16 protein-coding genes are annotated in these 20,978 nt (G+C 63.7%); 11 read left to right on the forward strand and 5 right to left on the reverse strand.

Translation table 11 applies throughout. The annotated features are described in order from the left end of the window. The first annotated feature begins 1 nt into the window (after position 1). The 7 genes from KZC51_RS07120 (at position 2) to wecB (ending at position 9,190) form a co-directional block, all read left to right on the forward strand. Positions 2-1,831 carry a polysaccharide biosynthesis protein gene (locus tag KZC51_RS07120; protein WP_247629304.1) on the forward strand — a complete coding sequence of 610 codons (1,830 nt, stop codon included), beginning with the start codon at positions 2-4 and terminating at the stop codon, positions 1,829-1,831. A gap of 89 nt (positions 1,832-1,920) precedes the next feature. Then, positions 1,921-3,819 (forward strand): NAD-dependent epimerase/dehydratase family protein, encoded by a 1,899-nt coding sequence (locus KZC51_RS07125; protein ID WP_247629305.1) that lies wholly within the window; start codon positions 1,921-1,923, stop codon positions 3,817-3,819. Positions 3,820-4,064: 245 nt separating this feature from the next. Further along, complete coding sequence (locus tag KZC51_RS07130) at positions 4,065-5,072, forward strand: glycosyltransferase family 4 protein (RefSeq protein ID WP_247630601.1); 1,008 nt, start codon at positions 4,065-4,067, stop codon at positions 5,070-5,072. 90 nt (positions 5,073-5,162) lie between these two features. Beyond that, complete coding sequence (locus KZC51_RS07135; RefSeq protein WP_247629306.1) at positions 5,163-5,816, forward strand: NeuD/PglB/VioB family sugar acetyltransferase; 654 nt, start codon at positions 5,163-5,165, stop codon at positions 5,814-5,816. A 94-nt stretch (positions 5,817-5,910) separates the two neighbouring features. Beyond that, the gene (locus KZC51_RS07140; protein WP_247629307.1) at positions 5,911-6,963 is read left to right on the forward strand and encodes a polysaccharide biosynthesis protein; all 1,053 of its coding nucleotides are present in this window, start codon (positions 5,911-5,913) and stop codon (positions 6,961-6,963) included. Further along, positions 6,960-8,054: a polysaccharide biosynthesis C-terminal domain-containing protein gene (locus KZC51_RS07145; RefSeq protein ID WP_247629308.1), complete on the forward strand. Its 1,095-nt coding sequence runs from the start codon at positions 6,960-6,962 to the stop codon at positions 8,052-8,054. The genes KZC51_RS07140 and KZC51_RS07145 overlap by 4 nt, the downstream gene beginning before the upstream one ends. A 2-nt stretch (positions 8,055-8,056) precedes the next feature. Continuing rightward, entirely contained in the window at positions 8,057-9,190 is a 1,134-nt protein-coding gene (gene wecB, locus KZC51_RS07150; RefSeq protein ID WP_247629309.1) for a non-hydrolyzing UDP-N-acetylglucosamine 2-epimerase, read from the forward strand. Positions 9,191-9,222: 32 nt separating this feature from the next. Here wecB and KZC51_RS07155 read toward each other — a convergent pair whose 3' ends face one another. From KZC51_RS07155 to gmd, 4 genes are read right to left on the reverse strand one after another with little or no spacing between them, the layout of a single operon-like run. Then, the gene (locus KZC51_RS07155; protein ID WP_247629310.1) at positions 9,223-10,443 is read right to left on the reverse strand and encodes an MATE family efflux transporter; all 1,221 of its coding nucleotides are present in this window, start codon (positions 10,441-10,443) and stop codon (positions 9,223-9,225) included. Positions 10,444-10,454: 11 nt separating this feature from the next. Then, positions 10,455-11,570, reverse strand: a complete 1,116-nt coding sequence (locus KZC51_RS07160) for a DegT/DnrJ/EryC1/StrS family aminotransferase (RefSeq protein ID WP_281731723.1) — start codon at positions 11,568-11,570, stop codon at positions 10,455-10,457. Then, a complete protein-coding gene (locus KZC51_RS17830) occupies positions 11,567-12,778 on the reverse strand; it encodes a glycosyltransferase (RefSeq protein ID WP_247629312.1) in 1,212 nt (403 codons plus the stop codon). Before KZC51_RS17830 ends, KZC51_RS07160 begins: the two co-directional genes overlap by 4 nt. A gap of 2 nt (positions 12,779-12,780) precedes the next feature. Then, positions 12,781-13,791, reverse strand: a complete 1,011-nt coding sequence (gene gmd, locus KZC51_RS07170; protein WP_247629313.1) for a GDP-mannose 4,6-dehydratase — start codon at positions 13,789-13,791, stop codon at positions 12,781-12,783. 335 nt (positions 13,792-14,126) lie between these two features. On the opposite strand from gmd, the gene KZC51_RS07175 reads away from it, so the two are divergent. Further along, positions 14,127-15,290, forward strand: a complete 1,164-nt coding sequence (locus tag KZC51_RS07175) for a hypothetical protein (RefSeq protein ID WP_247629314.1) — start codon at positions 14,127-14,129, stop codon at positions 15,288-15,290. Then, positions 15,287-16,459, forward strand: coding sequence for a glycosyltransferase family 4 protein (locus KZC51_RS07180; RefSeq protein ID WP_247629315.1), 1,173 nt, complete (start codon positions 15,287-15,289; stop codon positions 16,457-16,459). Before KZC51_RS07175 ends, KZC51_RS07180 begins: the two co-directional genes overlap by 4 nt. Before the next feature lie 9 nt (positions 16,460-16,468). Here the strand turns inward: KZC51_RS07180 and KZC51_RS07185 are convergent, their stop codons facing one another. Then, a complete protein-coding gene (locus KZC51_RS07185) occupies positions 16,469-17,749 on the reverse strand; it encodes a nucleotide sugar dehydrogenase (protein WP_247629316.1) in 1,281 nt (426 codons plus the stop codon). 23 nt (positions 17,750-17,772) lie between these two features. On the opposite strand from KZC51_RS07185, the gene KZC51_RS07190 reads away from it, so the two are divergent. Further along, complete coding sequence (locus tag KZC51_RS07190; protein ID WP_247629317.1) at positions 17,773-18,963, forward strand: nucleotidyltransferase family protein; 1,191 nt, start codon at positions 17,773-17,775, stop codon at positions 18,961-18,963. Between the two features lie 151 nt (positions 18,964-19,114). Further along, positions 19,115-20,971 (forward strand): DUF4012 domain-containing protein, encoded by a 1,857-nt coding sequence (locus KZC51_RS07195; protein WP_247629318.1) that lies wholly within the window; start codon positions 19,115-19,117, stop codon positions 20,969-20,971. Positions 20,972-20,978 lie beyond the last annotated feature (7 nt).

Consider the following 20,978-nt stretch of genomic DNA (forward strand, 5'->3'; position numbering starts at 1 on the left):
CGTGGCGGTCTCCGTCGAACAGAAGCGGCGGCGGCTCGCCGCGGCGATCGTCGACAGCGCCGCATGGGTCGTCGGGATCGTGATCGCCGTCGTGGTGCGATTCGAGTTCGATGCACGGGTCAGCGGGTGGATGTCGATGATCGTGTTGGCTGTCGTCGCGGCCGCCTGTCAGATCGTGATCGGCTACTTCCTCGCCTTCTATCGTGGGCGTTTCACCTACGGATCATTCGATGAGGTGCGTGCACTCGGAGTCGCAGTGACAGCGCAGGCGGCCGTCCTCGCCGTGATAGTCATCATTCTCGGCCCCACGATCGGCCTCCCTCGTGGCACGGTGATCGTCGCGTTCCCATTCGTCCTGCTCTTGATGTTCGGCGTGCGGTACAGCGCTCGTCTCGTCATCGAGCGCAGTCGCAAGCCGCGCGAGGAGGCGGAACCCGCGTTGATCATCGGTGCAGGCCACGTCGGCGACATCCTTCTTCACAACATGACCACCGATCCCGCGTCGCCACTGCGCCCGGTCGGAATCCTCGATGATGACCCGTCGAAGAAGAATCTGCGACTACGTGGCGTTCCCGTCATCGGTCGCACAACCGAGATCGTCGCTGCCGCGCAAGACACCGGTGCGACCACGATCGTCATCGCAATCGGGCAGGCGGACAGTACTCTGTTGCGTCGCCTCACCGATGACGCGGAGGTTGCGGGCCTGCGTGTCACGATCACTCCGACGCTGGCGAGGATGATGTCGGGAGAGCAGTCCCCGACCGATCTGCGCGACATCAGCATCGAAGACCTGATCGGCCGTCATCCCGTCGACACCAACGTGGAACTCATCGCCGGCTACATCACCGGACGCCGTGTGCTGGTGACCGGTGCCGGTGGCTCGATCGGCTCCGAGCTCTGTCGGCAACTCGCGAAGTACGGTCCGAGCGAGCTCATCATGCTCGATCGCGATGAGACCGGGTTGCAGATGGCGCAGCTCGCAACCTCCGGTCACGGTCTGCTCGACTCGAGAGATGTCGTGCTCTCCGATATCCGGGACGATGACACGCTGCGTGACATCTTCGCCGAACGACGTCCAGAGGTCGTGTTCCACGCGGCAGCGCTGAAGCACCTGCCGATGCTCGAGCAGTATCCGGATGAGGCATGGAAAACGAACGTCCTCGGCACCTTGAACGTGCTCAACGCCGCGCGCGAGGTGGGCGTGGACACCTTCGTCAACATCTCGACCGACAAGGCGGCCAATCCGACGAGCGTGCTCGGGCACTCCAAGCGCGTGGCGGAGAAGCTCACCGCCTGGGCCGGGGAAGAGACCGGCATGCGGTACCTCTCGGTGCGCTTCGGCAACGTGATCGGCAGCCGCGGTTCGATGCTGCCCACGTTCCAGACGCTGATCGAGGCGGGCGGGCCGATCACCGTGACGCATCCCGACGTGACCCGCTATTTCATGACCATCCCCGAAGCATGCCAGCTGGTCATCCAGGCCGGTGGCATCGGACGCGCAGGAGAAGTCCTGATCCTCGACATGGGTGAGCCCGTCTCGATCCTCGAAGTCGCCAAGCGCATGATCGCGATGTCGGGCAAGAGCATCGAGATCGTCTTCACCGGACTCCGCCATGGAGAGAAGCTCCACGAGGTGCTGGTGGGTTCTCAGGAGAACCTCGAGCGCCCGTTCCACCCGAAGGTCTCGCACACCCGTGCCGAATCCATCTCGCCAGAGCGTCTCGACAAGGAGGGGTGGGACGCGCGGATGCTATCCGTTCCGCGCAACAACGACACGGCCATCATTGGCGCGGAGGAACTCCGCGCCGCAGCCGGAAAGGTCTCCGAGTGACGGTAGCCCTGTGGCTGGCTCTCCTCCTCGGGGTGGCCCTCACGACTGCAGCTGTGCCCGTGGTGAGGCCGATGCTGTCACGTTACGGCGTGGTCGATGAGCCGAATCAGCGATCCGCTCACGTGCGAACCACGTTGAGAGGTGGCGGGGTCGCGATTCTGCCTGCCTTCGTCATCGGGGGTGTCGTCTTCGTCTTCGTCTTCCGCGAGGCGATTGTTCCGGTTGCCGTGATCGTCGGTGCAGCGGTGGTTGCAGGGGTACTGGGGTTGGTGGAGGACGTGCGAGGCGTCTCAGTCCCCGTCCGCGCAGTCCTGCAATTCGTGATCGGACTCGGCGTCGCCCTGCCACTCGTCATCGTGACGGGGAACAGCTGGGCGTGGGCTGGCGTCGCCGCTTTCTTTGTCATGGGCTACATCAACGTGGCGAACTTCATGGACGGCGTCAACGGCATCTCTGGCATGCACGGAGTGCTCGCCGGTGTCATGTATGCGGTCGCGGCGATACTCAGCGGACTCGACTGGGCAGCTGCGATCGCGTTGCTGATGGCCGGGGCGTATCTCGCCTTCCTCCCATGGAACCTCCGCAGCCCGGGTCTCTTCCTCGGCGACGTGGGAAGCTACCTCCTCGGAGCGGGTGTCGCCGCGCTCGGAGTGTGCCTGACTCTCTACGGAGTCTCTCCGTTGCTGACGCTCGCGCCGGTCGCGATCTACTTGGCGGACACCGGAGCCACCCTGGTGCGCCGGGCCGTCCGTGGTGAGCCGGTGTTGCGCCCGCATCGGACGCACGTCTATCAACGCTTGCTGGATACAGGCATGGGACACGTCGCGTCGGCCGCCCTCGTCTCGCTTTTCACCGTCGGCGCCTTCGTGATTGCTCTTCTCCCACAGCTGTTTGGAATCGCTCCGTGGGCGTCCTTGCTGGGTATGGCCATGCTCTGCGCCGTCTACCTCGTGCTGCCGCGGTTGCGCGGCAGCACGCTCGCGCCAGTGCCCTCGTTGGTGCTGGATCCGTTTCCCGCGCCGGTGGTATCGACGACACCCGCCGACTTCTCACCGAGGCGGTGGGCTGTTCTCGGTGCCACCGGCTTCGTCGGAAGTGCTGTCGCCGACCGGCTTGAAGCTGAGGGATGCGACGTCCTGCGTGTTTCCAGCCCGCGGGTGGCGCTGTCGTCAGATCTGGCATCGCCCCATGCGATCGCGGCACTGGCGGGCGAGAACGATGCGGTGTCCGTCCTTGCCGACCAGTTGAACGGCATCGACGTCGTGATCAACGCAGCGGGAATGGCGAGCCCGGACGCCCCCGCCAGCGATGCGCTCTACGGCGCGAATACTCTGCTTCCGGCCGTGATCAGACGCGCCTCTTCCCACGCAGGCGTGCAGCGTGTGGTGCACATCAGTTCAGCTGCTGTGCAGGGGCGTCGAGCTGTGCTCGACGAGACTACTGACGCGGCACCGTTCTCTCCGTACTCACGGTCCAAGGCGCTCGGTGAACGTGCGTTCCTGGCGTCAGCGGATGATGTTCAAGCCGTCATAGTCAGAGCGACGAGCGTGCAAGGGGCAGGACGCGGAACGACTCGCAGCTTCCGACAGATCGCCGCGTCTTCGCTCGCAAGTGTGGCAGGAGATGGAACACAGCCGACGGTCGTGAGCAGTATCGAAGGGCTTTCCGACTACGTTGTGCACGTGGGCTCCACCGTGGCGGGCATCAGGCCCATCATGCTCCAGCCCTGGGAAGGATGCTCCGCCGAGGAAGTACTCCGAGCGGCCGGTGGCAAGGCGCCGGTGAAGTTGCCCAGGTGGGTGTGCGGGACCGCGCTCGCCCTCGCACGTGGGGTGGGGCGCGTCGTCCCCGAGATCGCCGGGGCTGGACGCAGACTGGAATTGATGTGGCTCGGACAAGCGCAGATTCATGTGCCGGACGCGTATCGTCCCGTTCCGAAATCGCACCTCATCGCGATCCTCCAGGGCGACAGTCAGGGGCAAGGATGAAGATCGGTCTCCTTTCCCAGTGGTACGACCCAGAACCCGGCCCCGCGGCACTTCCCGCGATCTACGGTCGAGAGATGATCCGATTGGGGCACTCGGTTCGAGCCCTCACGGGTTTCCCTAACTACCCCGATGGCAAACTTCACGAGGGCTATCGCATCCGTCGCAAGATGGTCGAGAGCCGCGACGGAGTGGATGTTCATCGCGTTGCTCTGTATCCGCAACACAGCAGGTCTTCGTTGGGTCGTGTGCTCAACTACGCGTCCTTCGCCGCGTCAGCAGCGATCTCCGGGGGAGCTGCGCTGAGGAACGCCGATGCGGTGTGGGTGTACAACTCTCCGGTGACGGTCAGTTTGCCGCTGCTCATGCACACCCGGGGTGGAGGAGTCCCCTACTTCCTGCATGTGCAGGACCTCTGGCCGGATTCTCTGATCGCCAGCGGCATGGTCCCGAACGGTTGGGTCGGTGACCGCGCGGCAGCGATGATCAGTCGTCTCGTCAAGCTCACCGAGCGGAAGGCGACGACGGTGGGAGTGATTTCTCCCGGTGTGAGAGCCCTCATTCTGGAGCGGCACCCGCAGTTGGATCCTGCGAAGATCGTCTACGCCCCGAACCCGACGAATGAGCAGCATTTTCGACCGGTCGACGAGATCCGGCACGAGCTCGGAATCGACATATCCTCCGATCAGACGATCGACTTCATGTATGCCGGAGCCATCGGGGACGTGCAGGGACTCGACACGGTTCTGGATGCAGCCGCGCTGCTGCGTGACGTTCCGGCCATCAGGCTGACCGTATACGGGGATGGGATCAGTCGAGAGCGCCTGGAGCGGCGTGCGGCGGACGAGCACCTGGACAACGTGCGATTCATGGGGCGAGTCGATCAGGATGAGATCCCGCACTTGATCGCCCGGTCCCACATCCAGCTCGTGAGCCTTGCTTCGAGCCCGTTCCTCCGGTTCACGACTCCGAGCAAGATCCCGAGTCTGTTGGCGTCGGGAGTGCCGATCATCGGGCACATCGGCGGAGATGGTGCGGATCTGATCCGGGCGGCGGGCGCGGGGCTGGTCGTAGACCCGGGAGACGCTGCCGCACTGGCCGGCGCGATGGTGAGGATGGCCGAGAGCGGGCGGGAGCAGTGGCATGCTTTTGGAGAGAGCGGTCGACGGTACTATTCCTCGCATCTTTCGGTCGCCTCGACGACGAGAATCATCCTCGACTCTCTGGGGGCTCCGGAGCCGCCCATTCAGGACTGAGGTGCCGCCCGTGTCACATAACTACAGCAGCGCACGCCCCCGAGGGCATGCCACGATGAGGAAGCTCGGTGAGTCGCTTTGACGGAACGCGTGGTCGTCGTCGGAGGAGGAGGGTTCGGGCGTGAGACGCTCGATGTGCTCGACGCGCTCATCGCTGCAGGCGAGCCGCTGGAGACACTGGGGGTGCTCGATGCCTCTCCCAGAGGCGATGATCTCGCTCAGCTCGCGGCGCGAGGAGTTGCCTACCTCGGCACCGACGCGGAATGGCTTTCCGGGGCGGCAAAGGATGTGCGCTTCGTCGTTGCCATCGGCGATCCGGCCATCAGACGGAGAGTCGCGGAGAAGTTCGCCGACGCTGGATTGAGGGCGGCGACCCTGATCCACCCCAAAGCCACCATCGGATCGCAGGCGCGGATCGGACGAGGCGTCGTCGTCGCAGCCGGAGTGCAGGTCTCGACGAACGTCACGCTGGGGGCGCATGTGCATTTGAATCCTGCGAGCGTCATCGGACACGATGCAGTGCTGTCGGACTTCGTGTCGGTGAACCCCGGAGCGATCGTGTCGGGACATGTCAGGGTTGAGGCCGGAGTTCTCCTCGGGGCGGGTTCCGTAGTGTTGCAGGGGCTGGCAGTCGGTGAGGGGGCGACAGTAGGGGCGTCGGCCTGTGTCACGAAGGATGTCTCACCCCACCAGGTCGTGGTGGGAGTCCCTGCGCGGGAGATCGCCCGAGCGGAGACAACATGAGACCGTCCCCTCGTGTCCCTTCGTCACGAAGCGCAGGGTTCTTCACTATCCAAGAGCTGTTGGCAGCAGCCGCAGAGGAAGCGAGTAGTTCACGATGAGCGAGTCATACGACGGCGCGCGCGTGCTGGTGACCGGCGGAACCGGATCGTTCGGCCACACGGTTGCCCGGAAGCTGCTGGCACGCGATGTCTCCGAGATCCGGATCTTCAGTCGCGACGAGGCGAAGCAGGATCTCATGCGCCACGAGATCAACGACTCGCGGCTGCGGTTCTACGTCGGCGACGTCCGCGACTACGACAGCGTGGACCGCGCGACCCGCGACGTCGACTTCGTCTTCCACGCTGCGGCGCTCAAGCAGGTGCCTTCATGCGAGTTCTTCCCGATGGAAGCCGTGCGCACCAACGTACACGGCAGCGAGAACGTGGTGCGGGCGGCCGATCGCAACGGCGTCAGGTCCGTTGTCGCGCTCAGCACGGACAAGGCTGTGTATCCCGTCAACGCCATGGGCATGTCGAAGGCCCTGATGGAGAAGGTCGCGCAGTCGCACGGGCTCAACAACCCGAACACCGACACCACCGTCTCGTGTGTCCGCTACGGAAACGTCATGTACTCGCGGGGCTCCGTCATCCCGCTGTTCATCCGTCAGATCAAGGCGGGGAACAACATCACGGTCACGAACCCCGAGATGACGAGGTTCATGATGTCGTTGGCTCACTCGGTCGATCTCGTCGAGTTCGCGTTCCGCAACGCTCAGCAGGGAGATCTCTTCGTGCGCAAGGCGAAGGCGACCTCGATCGGCATCCTCGCTCAGGCCGTGCTCAACCTCTTCCGCTCCGAGGCAACCGTCGAGGTGATCGGAACGCGTCATGCCGAGAAGCTCTCAGAGGCGCTCGCCACCCGTGAGGAGCTCTCGCGTGCTCGTGACATGGGCGACTACTTCCGCGTGCAGGCCGACAATCGCGACTTGAACTACAGCGTCTATTTCGAGGAGGGCGACGTCGCGCAGAGCCGCTTCGAGGACTACGACTCCCACACCGTGCAGCAGATGTCGGTGGGCGAAGTCGAGGAGCTGCTGCTCACACTCCCCGAGGTGCGTGCCGAACTGCGTCAGGCCGGAATCCCCGAGACTTCGGCGACGAACTCATGACTCGTATCGCGGTCACCGGTGCCGGCGGCTTCCTCGGCTGGCACCTGCGCTCCGCGGTGCAGCAAGACGAAACTGCAGTCTCCGCCGTCTCGGTCGGTGACGGCTTCGATCTGCATGCGGCCACGGCTGCAGTCGACGGCAGCGACCGTGCGATTCACCTCGCCGGGGTGAACCGCGCCGCCGATGAGGACGTCACCGCGGGCAACATCGGCTTCGCCGAGCAGCTCGCGTCAGCGCTTCGCGCTGCGAAGACTCCACCGCCCGCCGTGGTGTACGCGAACTCGACGCAGTCGACCAACGGCTCGGTCTACGGCGAGGCGAAGGCACGCGCCGCCGAGATCCTGGCGTCCGCTGCATCCGATGTCGGAGCCGAGTTCATCGATGTGCTGCTGCCGAACCTGTTCGGGGAGCACGGGCGTCCGTTCTACAACGCGGTCACCGCGACCTTCAGCCACCTGCTCGCGTCCGGCGAGGTTCCCGTCGTCGAGAACGACAAGGAGCTCACCCTCCTTCATGCGCAGAACGCCGTCGACCTGCTCACCGGAGCTGCGCCGTCGCACCGGCTCGGCGAACTCGCGCGAAACGAGACCGTGACGGGCCTGCTCGCGCGGCTGCAGGGCTATGCGGAACTCTACGGCCGGGGCGAGATCCCCGACGTGGCCGACGACTTCGATCGGGACCTGTTCAACACCTACCGCTCGTACACGTTCCCGGCGCAGTCGCCGATCGACCTCACAAGGAACGCGGATGCGCGCGGATCATTCTTCGAGATCATCCGAACGCACGGTGGGCCAGGGCAGTCGTCGTTCTCCACGACCGTTCCCGGTGTGACTCGTGGCGATCATTACCATCGTCGCAAGATCGAGCGCTTCACGGTGCTGCAGGGCCGAGGCCGCATCTCGTTGCGCCGCCTGTACTCTGATGATGTCGTCTCCTTCGAGGTGTCGGGCGATGAGCCCGGTGCTGTCGACATGCCGACGATGTGGGCGCACAACATCACCAACATCGGCGATGACGTGCTCTACACGTCGTTCTGGACCAATGACATCTTCGACCCCGCAAACCCCGACACGATTGCCGAGGCAGTGTGACCATGGCCGACAAGCTCAAGGTGATGACGGTCGTCGGAACACGGCCGGAGATCATTCGTCTGTCCGCGACGATCAAGCTCCTCGACGAGCACACCGAACAGGTGCTGGTGCATACGGGGCAGAACTACGATTACGAGCTCAACGAGGTGTTCTTCGAAGATCTCGGACTGCGCCGTCCCGATCACTTCCTCAATGCCGATGTCTCGTCGCTGGGCGCTGCGTTGGGGTCCATTCTTGCCAAGACCGAAGAAGTACTCCGCGCCGAGCGGCCCGACGCGTTCCTCGTACTGGGTGACACCAATAGCTGCATCTCAGCGGTCATCGCGAAACGCATGAAGGTTCCGGTCTTCCATATGGAGGCCGGAAACCGTTCGTTCGATGAGAACGTGCCGGAGGAGACGAACCGTCGTCTGGTCGATCATGTCGCGGACTACAACCTCGTCTACACAGAGCATGCCCGCCGGAACCTCCTCGCTGAGGGGCTTCACCCGTCCAAGATCCTGCTCACAGGGTCGCCGATGCGCGAGGTGCTCGAGCAGAATCGCGAGCAGATTGATGCCAGTGACGCTATCGCGAAGGCCGGTCTGACGGCAGGGGAGTACTTCCTCGTGAGCCTGCATCGCGAGGAGAACGTCGACAATCCGGAGAGGCTGCGTTCGGCGATCACTGCGCTCCAGGAGCTCCGCGCCGAATACGGACTGCCGGTCCTGGTGTCGACGCACCCGCGCACGCGCAAGCGCATCGAAGCGCTCGATGACGTTTCAGCACTCGAGGGCATTACTTTCCATCCGCCCTTCGGGTTTCATGACTACATCAAGTTGCAGCAGGAGTCGAAGCTCGTGTTGTCGGACAGCGGCACCATCAGCGAGGAGTCGAGTCTTCTCGGTTTTCCGGCCGTGACGCTACGCGATTTCATCGAACGCCCTGAGTCAGTCGATACGGGCGCGATCATCACCGCCGGTATCGAGCCAGCGCGCGTGCTCGCGGCCGTCAGGGTCGTGCTCGCGCAGAAGCGCAATGCGCACACGCCGGAGGACTATCAGATTGATGACGCCGCGCAGAGAGTCGTGAACTTCATACACGGTACGGTGCCTTCGCATCGTCGGCGACTCGGGCTGCTCGGTCCGGACGCCTGAGACGGGATTCGCGCGAGCCTCCGTGGAGGCCCCTAAACGACCGGGGCCGCTCCGCGCGTTCGCCGGGCGAGATCGTAGTAACTCCCCCACCAGATAAGGGCGTTCACCGCTGCGATTGCGGCCATCGACCATGCGGCGCCCTGAACGCCCCAGAACTGTGCGCAGAGCAGCACCACGAACGGTCGGGGGAGGCCGACTGACAGCCTCAGAGCCAGGCTTCGCGTGCCGGCGAAGGCTACTCGATGCCCGGAATTCGCCACGGCGCTAATGAGGGCGAACACGGCTTCGATGCTGAGAGGCAACAAGGCCAGGCTGGCCAGGTCCCACGTGTCTCCGAGGATCTGACGGCCCCAGGTCGCAGGGAGGAGCTGAAGTGCGACCAAGAACGGCAGCAAGAACACGACCTGCAATGCGGCCACACGCGCGGCGGCGCGGATCTGTCCGCCCGAGGAGTTGCTCCGCCGGGAGAGGAAGGGCAGCAAGAGTGATCGAACGGTCGTCGATACCAAGTTGAGGGGGCCGAGCAGCGTGCCGGCGCCGCGCACCGCGCCGAGGATGCGCGCGCTGTCGAGCAGCCCGAGCAGGCCGGTCGTGAGGAGCGATCCTCCGGAGCCCACTGCAAAATCGAGCGCGAAGAGGCCTGCCACTCGTGTGTCCTCGCGGTGGCGAGACCATTTCGGGACCAGGGGAGTCCGCGCAGCCCACATCAGCACGTAGCCGCTGAGCGCTCCGCTCGCTGCCCAGGCGACGAAGACCGCGGTGGCGTCGAGAACGCCCAAGATCGAAAGAACGGATGCGCTCATGGTCAGCATCGACCAGATGGCGGTGGACGCCATTGCACGGCTCGCTGCTCCGGCGGCCGAATCGAACGTGCGGATGAAGTCGAAGCTGAGCAGGCCGTGAAAGGTGATGCCGAGAATCACAAGATACGCGTTTCCAGCCAGAGCACCCCAGGCGACAAGAGCTGCTCCGCTGAGGAGGGCGACGAGCGAGGCGCGCTGGAAGCTTCGAACGTACGTGGAGCGATCGGACGGTCGCGAGAGGGCCGAGTCAGTCAGCGCAGAACGAATCAGGCCCGACCCGAATAGGTAGGCCACCATCGCGATCGAGAACGCGGCGAACACCGCCACGGACGATGATCGTGCGATGGCGACCGAGAGCGCAAGGCTCGCCAGGCTCGCGAGCCCATTGCCGACGACCGCGAAGGAGAGCCGCTTACTGCGAGCGAACGTGGAGAGCACTCCTTTGCGCACGATGAGCAGACCTATCCGACGGGCGAGGTCGGAGGCAACGCACCTCTGACAGCTGTGCACACCGTCGCGATGTCGTCCGAGGTGAGCCGCGGGTACGTCGGCAGGCTGATTCCCTCTCTCGAGATCTGCTCCGCTACCGGGGTGGACGTGCGTTGATTCACGGGCACGAAGGGCATGTCTTGGATGAGGGGGAAGACAGGTCGGGACTCGATCCCTTGGGTCGCCAGTGCGTCGATGATCCCATCGCGCTCGATGCTCGATGCGCCAGCGATGCGCACGGAGAACATCCACGGCGTAGGGACAGCGCCCATCGAGACCTGCTGGGCTCGTAGCCTGGTGTCTGGTCCGAGAAGCCGCACGTAATCGTCGACGACCCGTCGACGATGAGCGATCAGTTCTTCCGCACGCTCAAGCTGAGCAGTGAGGATCGCCGCAGCGACGTTGGTCATTCGGTAGTTGAAACCGACTACTTCGTGAAAGTAGCGCTGCGTCGCATGATTGCCCTGATTGCGTAGCTGCTGAATACGCGCGTGGAAGTCCGCCCGCTCCGTGGTGACTGCGCCACCTTCGCCGCTCGTGACCACTTTGTTCCCGAAGAAGGAGAAGGTGCTGATGTCAGCAAGTGCTCCGGCTGGTGTTCCGTTCAGGCTGGCGCCGAGTGACTCGGCAGCGTCGGCGATGAGGAGAAGCCCATGTCGATCTGCGATCTGCCGGAGCGCGATGTAGTTCGCGGTCTGTCCATAGAGGTCGACCGCGAGGATCGCGGTCGTTCGGGGGGTGATTGCCGCTTCGACCGCGGCCGGGTCGATGCACCACGTGCTGTCGAGGACATCGACGATCACAGGTACCGCATCCACGTAGTAGACCGCGTTGATGGTCGCGACGTAGGTCAGGCTCGGAATGATGACTTCGTCGCCGCGGGATATGCCGCCGGCGAGGAGCGCGAGATGTAAAGCTGTCGTCCCGTTGCTGCAGACGGAGGCATAGGAAGCGCCGGTCAGGAACTCCAGCTGCTTTTCGGCGCGTACCACGTAGTGTCCGCGCGAGGAGATCCATCCGCTGTCGAAGGCATCGAGAAGGTACTCGCGCTCGAGCGGCCCGAGGTCGGGCTCTGATACGGGGATCATACGTGGTTGCCTCTCATGAGTTGCTCAGGCTTGTCGCCGCGTCCCGCGGCCCAGGCGAACACATGGTTGTAGTCCTCGGCCATCTGCTTCCAGGTTCGCTCCCGGATCTCTGCACTCAAGGGGCGAAGCAAGTCTACGAAAGTGCCGTAGTCGTCGACCGTCGCCCGAATCGCTGCGATGAGCTCTTCGGGAGAGTCACAGTCGAAGGTCGGAAGGCTGAGGCCAAGGCTATCGAGCTGAGCGGTGATGGGAGGGATCCTGCTGGCGACGAACGGTAGCCCCCGGACGATCGCCTCGAAGATGGGCCCGCTCGCCGCTTCCCACCGTGTCGGCATCACGAGCAGATCCGCTGCCGCGTATTCGCTTTCCAATCGGGCGGAGTCGACGAAACCAAGCCACTCGATACGATCTCCGACTCCGAGTTCGTCGGCGAGAGCGCGGAGGTGAGCGCCGTGCTTCCCGTCTTCCGAACCTGTGAAGACGGCGCGAGCGCCGTGCAGTCGCGGAAGGGCTCGGATGAGGACCTCATGGTTCTTGTGCGGGGTGACGAAGCCGGGGAGCAGCAGGCGGAGTTCACGATCGCCCGGCGCAGCCCGTTCGATCCAGTCGCCAGGATTGAGCACAGGGAGTGGGATGAGGAATGTCTTGCTCGCCGCCTCTGGGAAGCGGCGCAGCAGGCTGTCGTGCGGATGAGCCCAGCTGCAGATCACTGCACGAGCCCTGCGCACATTTTCGGTGATGATCTCCTGATCCATCGGTGAGGAGAGGTCGGGTTCGAACACGCGGAGATCATGCACGGTTACGACAGCGTTGGCGCCGGCGACCGGCGCTCGGTGGAAAGGCTGCCAAACGACGCCATCTCCGGCGATGCCGGACGTCGACCGCGCCCGCACCGCTCGCACCCGGCCGATCAGTAGCTGCATCAATCGTGATGAGCGGGGAACAAACCGGCGGATGGCCTGCTGCCACGGACTCATTGCGCTCAGTCTTACGCTGACGGGGACGAGATACTCTGCCAGATCGGGAAGTCTCGACGCCCAAGCCGCGTGCGTGTCGCTATTGACGAGACAACGAATCTTCACCCCCGTGGCCGCGAGCCCCTCGGCGACGCCGGCAGCCACCACTCCGACGCCGCCTGATGTCGGACTTACCGAAGTGAAGTCGAGCGTGACAGCCTCCGCCGGGGGGATCAACTGCGGTGAAGACACGCTCAGATGTCCACCCGCACGTGTTTGCCCGCCTTCTCGTCACGGACTTGCTGCACATCCGCGTCGACCATCCGGTGAACAAGCCCCGAAAAGGTGGTGCTCGGCGTCCAGCCAAGCTGTCGCTTCGCCTTCGAGTAGTCGCCGATCAACGCATCCACCTCAGACGGACGTTCGTAGCGCGGGTCGGTACTGACGTAGTCTTCCCAGTTCAGATTCACACGTTCGAACGCGGCCTCGACGAACTCGCGAACGGTGTGCGCTTCGCCGGTCGCGATCACGTAGTCGTCGGCTGTGTCCTGCTGGAGCATGCGCCACATCGCCTCCACGTACTCCGGCGCGAACCCCCAGTCGCGCACGGCATCGAGGTTGCCGAGTACGAGACGATCCTGGACCCCCTCGACGATGCGAGCGACTGCTCGAGTGATCTTTCGAGTGACGAACGTCTCACCGCGGCGGGGGCTTTCGTGGTTGAACAGGATGCCGTTCGACGCGTGAATACCGTAGGCCTCGCGATAGTTCACGGTGGCCCAGTAACTGAAGACCTTCGCGCACCCGTAGGGGCTGCGGGGGTGGAACGGAGTGTCCTCGTTCTGCGGCGGCGGGGTGGAGCCGAACATCTCCGACGAGGATGCCTGATAGAAGCGCGTGTCAACACCGCTTGCGCGAATCGCCTCAAGCAAGCGGATGGTCGAAACACCGGTCACGTCGGCCGTGTATTCAGGGATCTCGAAAGAGACCGCAACGTGGCTCTGCGCGCCGAGGTTGTAGATCTCGTCGGGTTGCACATCCCGAATGAGGTTCGTCAGCGAGCCGGAGTCTGAGAGATCGGCGTAATGCAGAACGAGATCTGAAGGGCGATGTCCGTCGGCCCGAGCGACGTCCTCAAGTCGCGACGTGTTGAAAGACGACGAGCGACGCTTCGTGCCATGGACCTCGTAACCCTTCTGGAGGAGGAGCTCAACCAGGTAGCTTCCGTCCTGCCCGGTGGTGCCTGTGACGAGCGCCTTCTTCATTCCAGTCCTCGATCGATAGTCGCGGTGGTGTCCGCGGAGGGGAGAGCGCGGATCTTGACTATCCTAGAGCGGGGCGGGTCGCTCGATTGGCCGGGACCCCCGGTTGCGCATCATCGCAGTCGAGTGCAGGTGCATGACAGATCCATGCGGCAGGCGGAATCCGCTGCACGACTACAAACGGACAGGTTTCGTTGATGAAGACAACTTCTGGGCTGCGCGGACCGGGTCTGCGAGGCTCGGATCGTTCGACGTCGCCCGCCTCCGGTCCGGAGGCTCGATCATCGAGTCGATTCCAGCGGCTCTTCCTGCGGTACCCGGTATCAGTGGCTCTCGCCATGCCGTACCTCATCGTGATCCTGCCGCAAGCTCTGTGGAACGGCAACGAGCACATCGACTTCATCGTCGGCGTCTTCGCGATCGCCTTCATCGCTGGCCTCCTTAGCGAGATCTTCATCGGCCTCGTGCGCGCATCGAGCGAGGGACGCACCCGCCCAGCCCGAGCCGCCAGCGCGTTGTCACGACTCAATGAGTACGGGCCTGGTCTTCGGCGCTCGGCCTATTTCGTCTCGACAGTCGGGGCGATCGTCGGGGTCTTGTCAGCGGCCGCCGGCATCGGGTCGATTCAGTCCCAGGTCGGCCTGCTCGTCGTATCGGCTCCGCTATCGATGGCGTCCGCCTTGGTGGGCGGCTGGCCCGTCATCGGCGTCGCGCTTCTCCTCGCGGCACGCCTCGCTGGGCAGATCACCGGGCGGAGATTCTGGCTGTGGGTCGCCGCGATCACTCTTGGCCAGCTCGTCGAGTCGTATCTCACGGCGATCACCGCCACTCTGATGGCCTTTGCGACCAGCCTGATGATGATCTTCTTGCTCTTCGGCATGATCAGGGTGCGGTCCGCGGTCGCCGCGGTCGTCGCCGTGCTCCTCGTATGGCCTCTCGTCTACGACGTGCGAAACGACGCTCGGCAGGCAAGTGGTGTCTCGGTCAGCTCAGACGTCGGCGCCTTCGACCGACTTCGCCTCGACCAGCAGGTGGCCCGGGCGGCCGAGATTGAGCAAGTGCCTCTCGACCTTGGACAACCGGGTCCGGTCGAGATGCTTCGATTTGGTCTCATACCTCGATTCCTGGATCCCGACAGGCCCACGATCTCCACGGGTATCAAGATCAACGTCTATCTCGGAGGTAGCTCCACGTCCGGATACTCCTTCCTGCCCGTCACGACCGCATACGTTCTCGGAGGGCCGCTGAGTGTCGGCCTCTGGTACGCGTTCTGGGCGTTCTTCTTGGCGCTCACGCTGCGCGGTGGCAAGGGCCTTACGGTCACGCGCATCGTGTTGGTCGCGCTGGTGCTGACCGGGCCACTGGGATGGTTTTCCACTTTCCCCGACCGAACCATCAGCGTGATTCAGTTCTTCGTTTCGTCTCTGCCGATCTTGCTCTTCCTCGCGGTGGAACGTGCTTTGCATCGTCGTCGTGCTGCGTCCGGGCGGGCGGCGCGATGATGATGCGTGCGGAAGGTACGGAGAGAACCGTTGCCGTTTTTGCCCCGCTTTACCCGCCGGCGTTTATGGGCGGCGGTCCGATCCGGTCCATTGCCGCGCTCGTTGCGGGCGCGCCCGAGGAAGTCCACGCGGTTGTCCTCACCAAGGACACCGACTTGGGAGCAAAGGTACCGATGGAGGTCGTCCGCAACAGCTGGAGCCGTAGTGACGGGGCTGACGTGTACTACGCCAGTATGCGATCGCCGTTCGACTACTGGCGCGCCCTCATCGCTCTGAGACGGACGAAACCCGCTCTGCTGCATTTCAACAGCTTTCTCAACCCACAGCTGACGATCTTCCCGCTCATCCTCTGGCGCCTCGGATTCTGGGGACGGGCACGAGTCCTCCTGTCACCCCGAGGCGAGTTCGGGGAGGGTGCTCTTCAGCGACGTTCGGCGAAGAAGCGAATCTACATGCGGTTCTTTCGGGTGCTCCGGATGCCTAAGGCGGTTATCTGGCACTCGACCGCTGCGCACGAGACGAGCGATCTCCGACGGATCTGGGGAGATTCCTCCGTCGTCCTCGAACGCGAGAATGACACACTGCTCGCCGAAGTGTCGTCCCGTCCGCGAAGCGTCGACGGGCCGCTCCGAGCAGTCTTCCTCGGTCGAATCGTCGAGCACAAGGGACTGCACATCGCTCTAGAAGCTCTCGCTCATGTCGCCGGTTCTGTCCGTCTTGACGTGTACGGTTCGCGAGAGGACTCGACGTACGGTGTTCGATGCGATGAGCTCGTCTCCCAACTACCTCCTCACGTGTCCGTCGAGTTCCATGGTCCGATTCGACCGGACCTCGTGGTCGACGTACTGAAAGAGCACGAGCTTCTTCTGATGCCCACGGCTGGCGAGAACTTCGGGCACGTCATCGCGGAAGCCCTGTCGGCTTCCTGCGCCGTCGCTGTCACGCCATTCACCCCGTGGACGGAAGATCTGTCCACGGGCGGTGGGTTCGTGTTGGACAGAGACGTCGCGTCGTGGACAACGTTCATCGATCAGTTCGCCGCAGAGCCACCCGCCGCACGGATGTCGCATCGCATAGCAGCCGGAGCGGCTTACGACCGGTGGCGCGGGCGCTCGCGCCCACCCCACCTCTGGACCTCAGCATTCGAACGCATCGAAGCGTCGGAGTGATCGCGGGACTCAGAGACGGTGGACGCTCTCGTGCGGAATCCTGTTGCGAGTGTCGAACACGACGACGCCGCCCTGAGCCGCCTGTTGCTCGAGCATGCCAAAGTCAAACTGATCATGGTCGGTGACCACGATCACAAGGTCTGCTTCTGAGACTGCTGATTCCGTGAGCTCGCGGCGTTCGACGTCCTTGGGCCAGCGGGCCTCGACGACGAATGGGTCTGCGGCATGCACGACGGCGCCGTATCCATTGAGCAGTTCGATGATTCGCAGCGCTGGAGATTCGCGGCTATCGCCGGAGTTCTTCTTGTAAGCGATTCCCGCCAGGAGAACAGTGGAACCGTTGAGTGATTTGCGCTTGTTGTTCAGCAACTCGATGACCCTCTGAACAACATACGCAGGCATGTTCTCGTTGATGTCGTTCGCGAGTTCGACAAACCGGAAGCTCTTCCCGAGCGTGCGTCGAACTTGCCAGGAGAGGTAACTCGGGTCTACCGGAAGGCAGTGACCGCCCACGCCTGGGCCCGGAGTGAATTTCATGAATCCGAACGGTTTGGTCGCGGCGGCGTCGATCGACTCCCACACGTTGACGTCCAACTCATCGGCGAACACCGCGAGTTCGTTTACGAGGGCGATGTTGACGTGCCGGAACGTGTTCTCGAGCAGTTTTGTCAGTTCCGCCTCTTTCGGGCTGGACACCGGCACCGTTCGCTCAACCAAGGAGGAATAGAAGTCATCGACTCGCTCAAGCGAATCAGGGTCAATCCCGGAGACGACTTTCGGAGTGTTGACGAAGTTCCATCGAGGGTTTCCTGGATCGATGCGCTCCGGGCTGTAGCCGACGAAGAAATCCTTCCCAGCTCGGAGGCCGGATCCTTCTTCCAGCAGAGGCACGAGTAGTTCTTCGGTCGTTCCCGGGTAGGTTGTCGACTCCAGGATCACGGTTGCTCCCGCCGTCAGAAGGGAAGCGAGCGAGCGAGCAGCCGACTCGATGAAGGAGAGGTCGGGGAGAGTCTCTTTCAGCGGCGTGGGAACAGTGATGACCGCGACTCCGAAGTCGAGGGCGAGACCGTAGTCGGTGCTGGCGCGGTACTTGCCCGAGTCCAGTGCTGCCTGCACGGTCGCCCCGTCGATGTCCTCCACGAAAGATCGGCCTGCGTTGAGAGCGTCGACCCTCACTCTGTCGAGATCGAGGCCTACGACCTCGTAGCCCACTTCCACGGCGCGCATGGCGAGTGGGAGACCCACGTAGCCCTGACCGATGACGACGACGGTGCGTGAACGGCCGGACATCGAGTCTCCATTCGGATGGGAGGGTGACATATGCTTCGCATCGTCACGACATAGTCTTTCATGGAGATGGTCTGTCGGACGATCAGCGGCGGATTGCCGCAAGAACAGGTGAGGATAACGTTCCGGTGCGTAGGTGGATCGCGGTCAGCAATGGCGCGGTCGACGTGCGTGGGCTTGAGTACGACGTCGAGGGGGCTGAAGCCGAGATCGCCATCACACCTGTTCTGCCAGGACAGCCTCTCGTTATCGCCGGTGACGTGGCGGAGCTCTGGCGATCTCTGTTCGGACAGGGCGTGACCGACGAGCATCTCTCGGATCAAGATCGCGAGTTGGTGCGCGAGTTCGTGAGCGCTGGAATCGCGGACGCCGCGGAGGGAGACGAACGGGGCATCGAGAGCATCGGGCCTCTCTGGTTCGAATCACTTCTCCATGAGTTGGTCAGTGCCCTGGTCTGCCGAATCGCTCAGAGTCACGACATACGATGCTTGCTCATCAAAGGCCCCACACTTCATGCGCAGGGCCTTCGGAGTCGTCGCCATTCCGGCGATGTGGATGTCCTGGTCGACCCAGCGCGAGCATCGGATTTGGTCCGAGCGATCGAGCAGTGGGGGTGGAGCGCACGCCCCAACCCGATGAGTGGCACACCGCTGCCGCACTCTGTCACTCTCACGCCGCAGTCGTGGGGATGCGAGATCGATGTGCACTTTCGATATCCCGGAATAGGTGTCGACCCGCACGAATCGTTTGCGAAGCTCTGGGAAGCTGCAGAGCAGCGTTCGTTCGCCGGGATCGACGGGTACACGCCCGCCACTCATGCGCATGCTCTCATCCAGGCACTCACCCTTGCGCGTCCCTCTGCGGGCCTGGAGCGGACAGGAAGGCACGGCGAGTCCGCTTCGGTGTTGAAGAAGGGAGGCGTCGAGGTGCTGCGACTCGCCGATCAGCTCGACGCGGTCGGTGCGCTCCAACGGGAATTTGCATCCGCTTTTCCCGAGAGCGACGTGTCCTCCGCCCGCCCTCCGGACGAGTGGATCTGGTTGTCTCAGCCGAACCCTGCCCTGACCTATCTGCACATGCTGAGGTCGGTTCCTCTCAGAGACAAGGCATCCGTGCTTTGGAAGATCCTGGTCAGCCGACGCCCGACAGCGGACAACCGGCGCGAGTCACTGATTCGCCGATGGAGTCGTGGGCTCACGCAGCTGCTCTCGCGATGATCTGATCCGGGGCGAGCAGCCCGGCAGAACTGAGCGTTGGGATGCTCAGTTCTGGGGCAGCTACAGCGCGAGTCGCCGTCCGGTTCTGAGCTGCAAGCGGACCCGAGGAAGGCGTACGAAACGCCCAGCGAACTGCGCTTGAATAGAGGCGATGTCGACTTCGAACCAGACCCGAGCCAGCCTGCGGGAAGCCGCGGACCGACGCGACAGGCGCCGGTCGCGTCGTCGCAGCATCGTCTGGATCGTCGTGAGCGTGCTGATCGCCCTGGTCGCCGCGGTGCTCGTCGTCGCCGGCATCGCTGTGTCGAAAGCGCTCACGGTGCGGGATGCCCTTACCCCGGCTGTCCCCATCGCCAGTGGTCTCCCATCCAAGGTCGTGTCTGGTGATGCGGCCGGCGCGACTGCTGATGCCGCCTCGTTGAAAGAGCTCTCTGAGAAGGCGGCGGACCAGACGAGCGGTGCCGATTGGCGCGTGGCGGAGTGGATCCCCTTTCTCGGGCCGAATCTCTCGGCTATTCGTACGGCGGCCGAGAGCATCGACGAGATCTCGGACTTCGCCGTCGCCGCTGTGCCGAATCTCGACCTCGCGGCGTTCCGCCCCGTCGACGGAGCCGTGGACCTCGCGGCCGTCCGCCGTCTCGAAGAGATCGCTTCGGATGGTGCGGCGATTTTCGCGTCGATCAACGACCGTATCGACGCGACCGATCGCGGGGCGCTGCTGCCGCAGGTCGACAGCGCGCTCGGCAGCCTGGACGACGCCGTGAGCGGTGTCGACGACACGCTGGGCACCCTCGCCCCGATACTCGACGTGCTGCCTGCAGCCCTTGGCGAAGGGGGCACCCGGACCTACCTCCTCATGTTCCAGGGCAACTCGGAGCTGCGTGCATCCGGAGGTAACCCCGCGGCTCTTGCTCTTGTCACCGCGACCGACGGGCGGATAGAACTCACCACCCAGGCGACGAGTGTGCAGTTCGCCAACGCCCGCCCGGAGAGTATCTCGCCGCTCGACGATGAGACCGAGAACATCTACTCCGACATCATCGGCAGGTGGATTCCCAACCTCACCGCAACACCTGACTTTCCCACCTCGGTCGACATCATCCGAGCCTGGTGGGCAGACGAAGGTCTCCCTCCCTTCGACGACGTCATCTCGACCGATCCGGTTGCCCTCAGCTATCTCCTCAAGGCCACCGGACCTATCCCGTTGTCGACGGGTGAGACTCTGACGAGCGAGAACGCGGTGTCATTGCTTCTCAACGAGGTCTACTTCAACTACGGAGAGATAGTCCCCGGTGAACCTGCGGACGGAGCCGCCCAGGATATGTTCTTCGCCGCAGCCGCCGCGCAGATCTTCGACACGCTGACCAAAGGCGTGAGCAACCCCATGGCGTTCCTCGACGGACTGCGTCGGGCCTCCGACGAGGGACGGATGAAGATCTGGTCGTCGAACGAGCAGATCGAGGCGATGCTGTCCGGTACGAAACTGGCGGGCACGCTCCCGCAGAGCAACGACCCACAGACGATCTCCGGCGTGTACTTCAACGACACGACCGGCGCCAAGACCGACTACTACGCTGATGCCACAGTGACCAGCAGTACGGATCAGTGCACGGCGTCCGGAGCGCCGACCTTCCAGCAGACGATCATCTTCGAGAACAACATCACCCCTGACCAGGCCGCTGCTCTTCCTTACTTCATCACCGGTCGGCACTACCGACCGGGCGATATCGCCACCGACGTCGTCGTCTACACACCCGTGGGCGCGACGATCGAGTCGTGGAACGTCGAAGGAGCGCAGAGCTCGAAGCTCATGTCGGAGGGAACGCATCTCGGGCGATCCGTCGTGCGGATCAGCGTAGTGACCACGCCGCAGACCGCGGCGACCATCACCGTCTCGATGAAGGGGGCCGACGGCACCACAGGCGCCGACTACGGTGATTACGACGTCTGGACCACTCCCATGGTCCGGGAGACGCCCGTGACCATCGAGTCGCCTGGCTGCAAGTGATCGCTCG

This window comes from Microbacterium croceum, assembly GCF_023091245.1.
Lineage (GTDB): Bacteria > Actinomycetota > Actinomycetes > Actinomycetales > Microbacteriaceae > Microbacterium > Microbacterium croceum.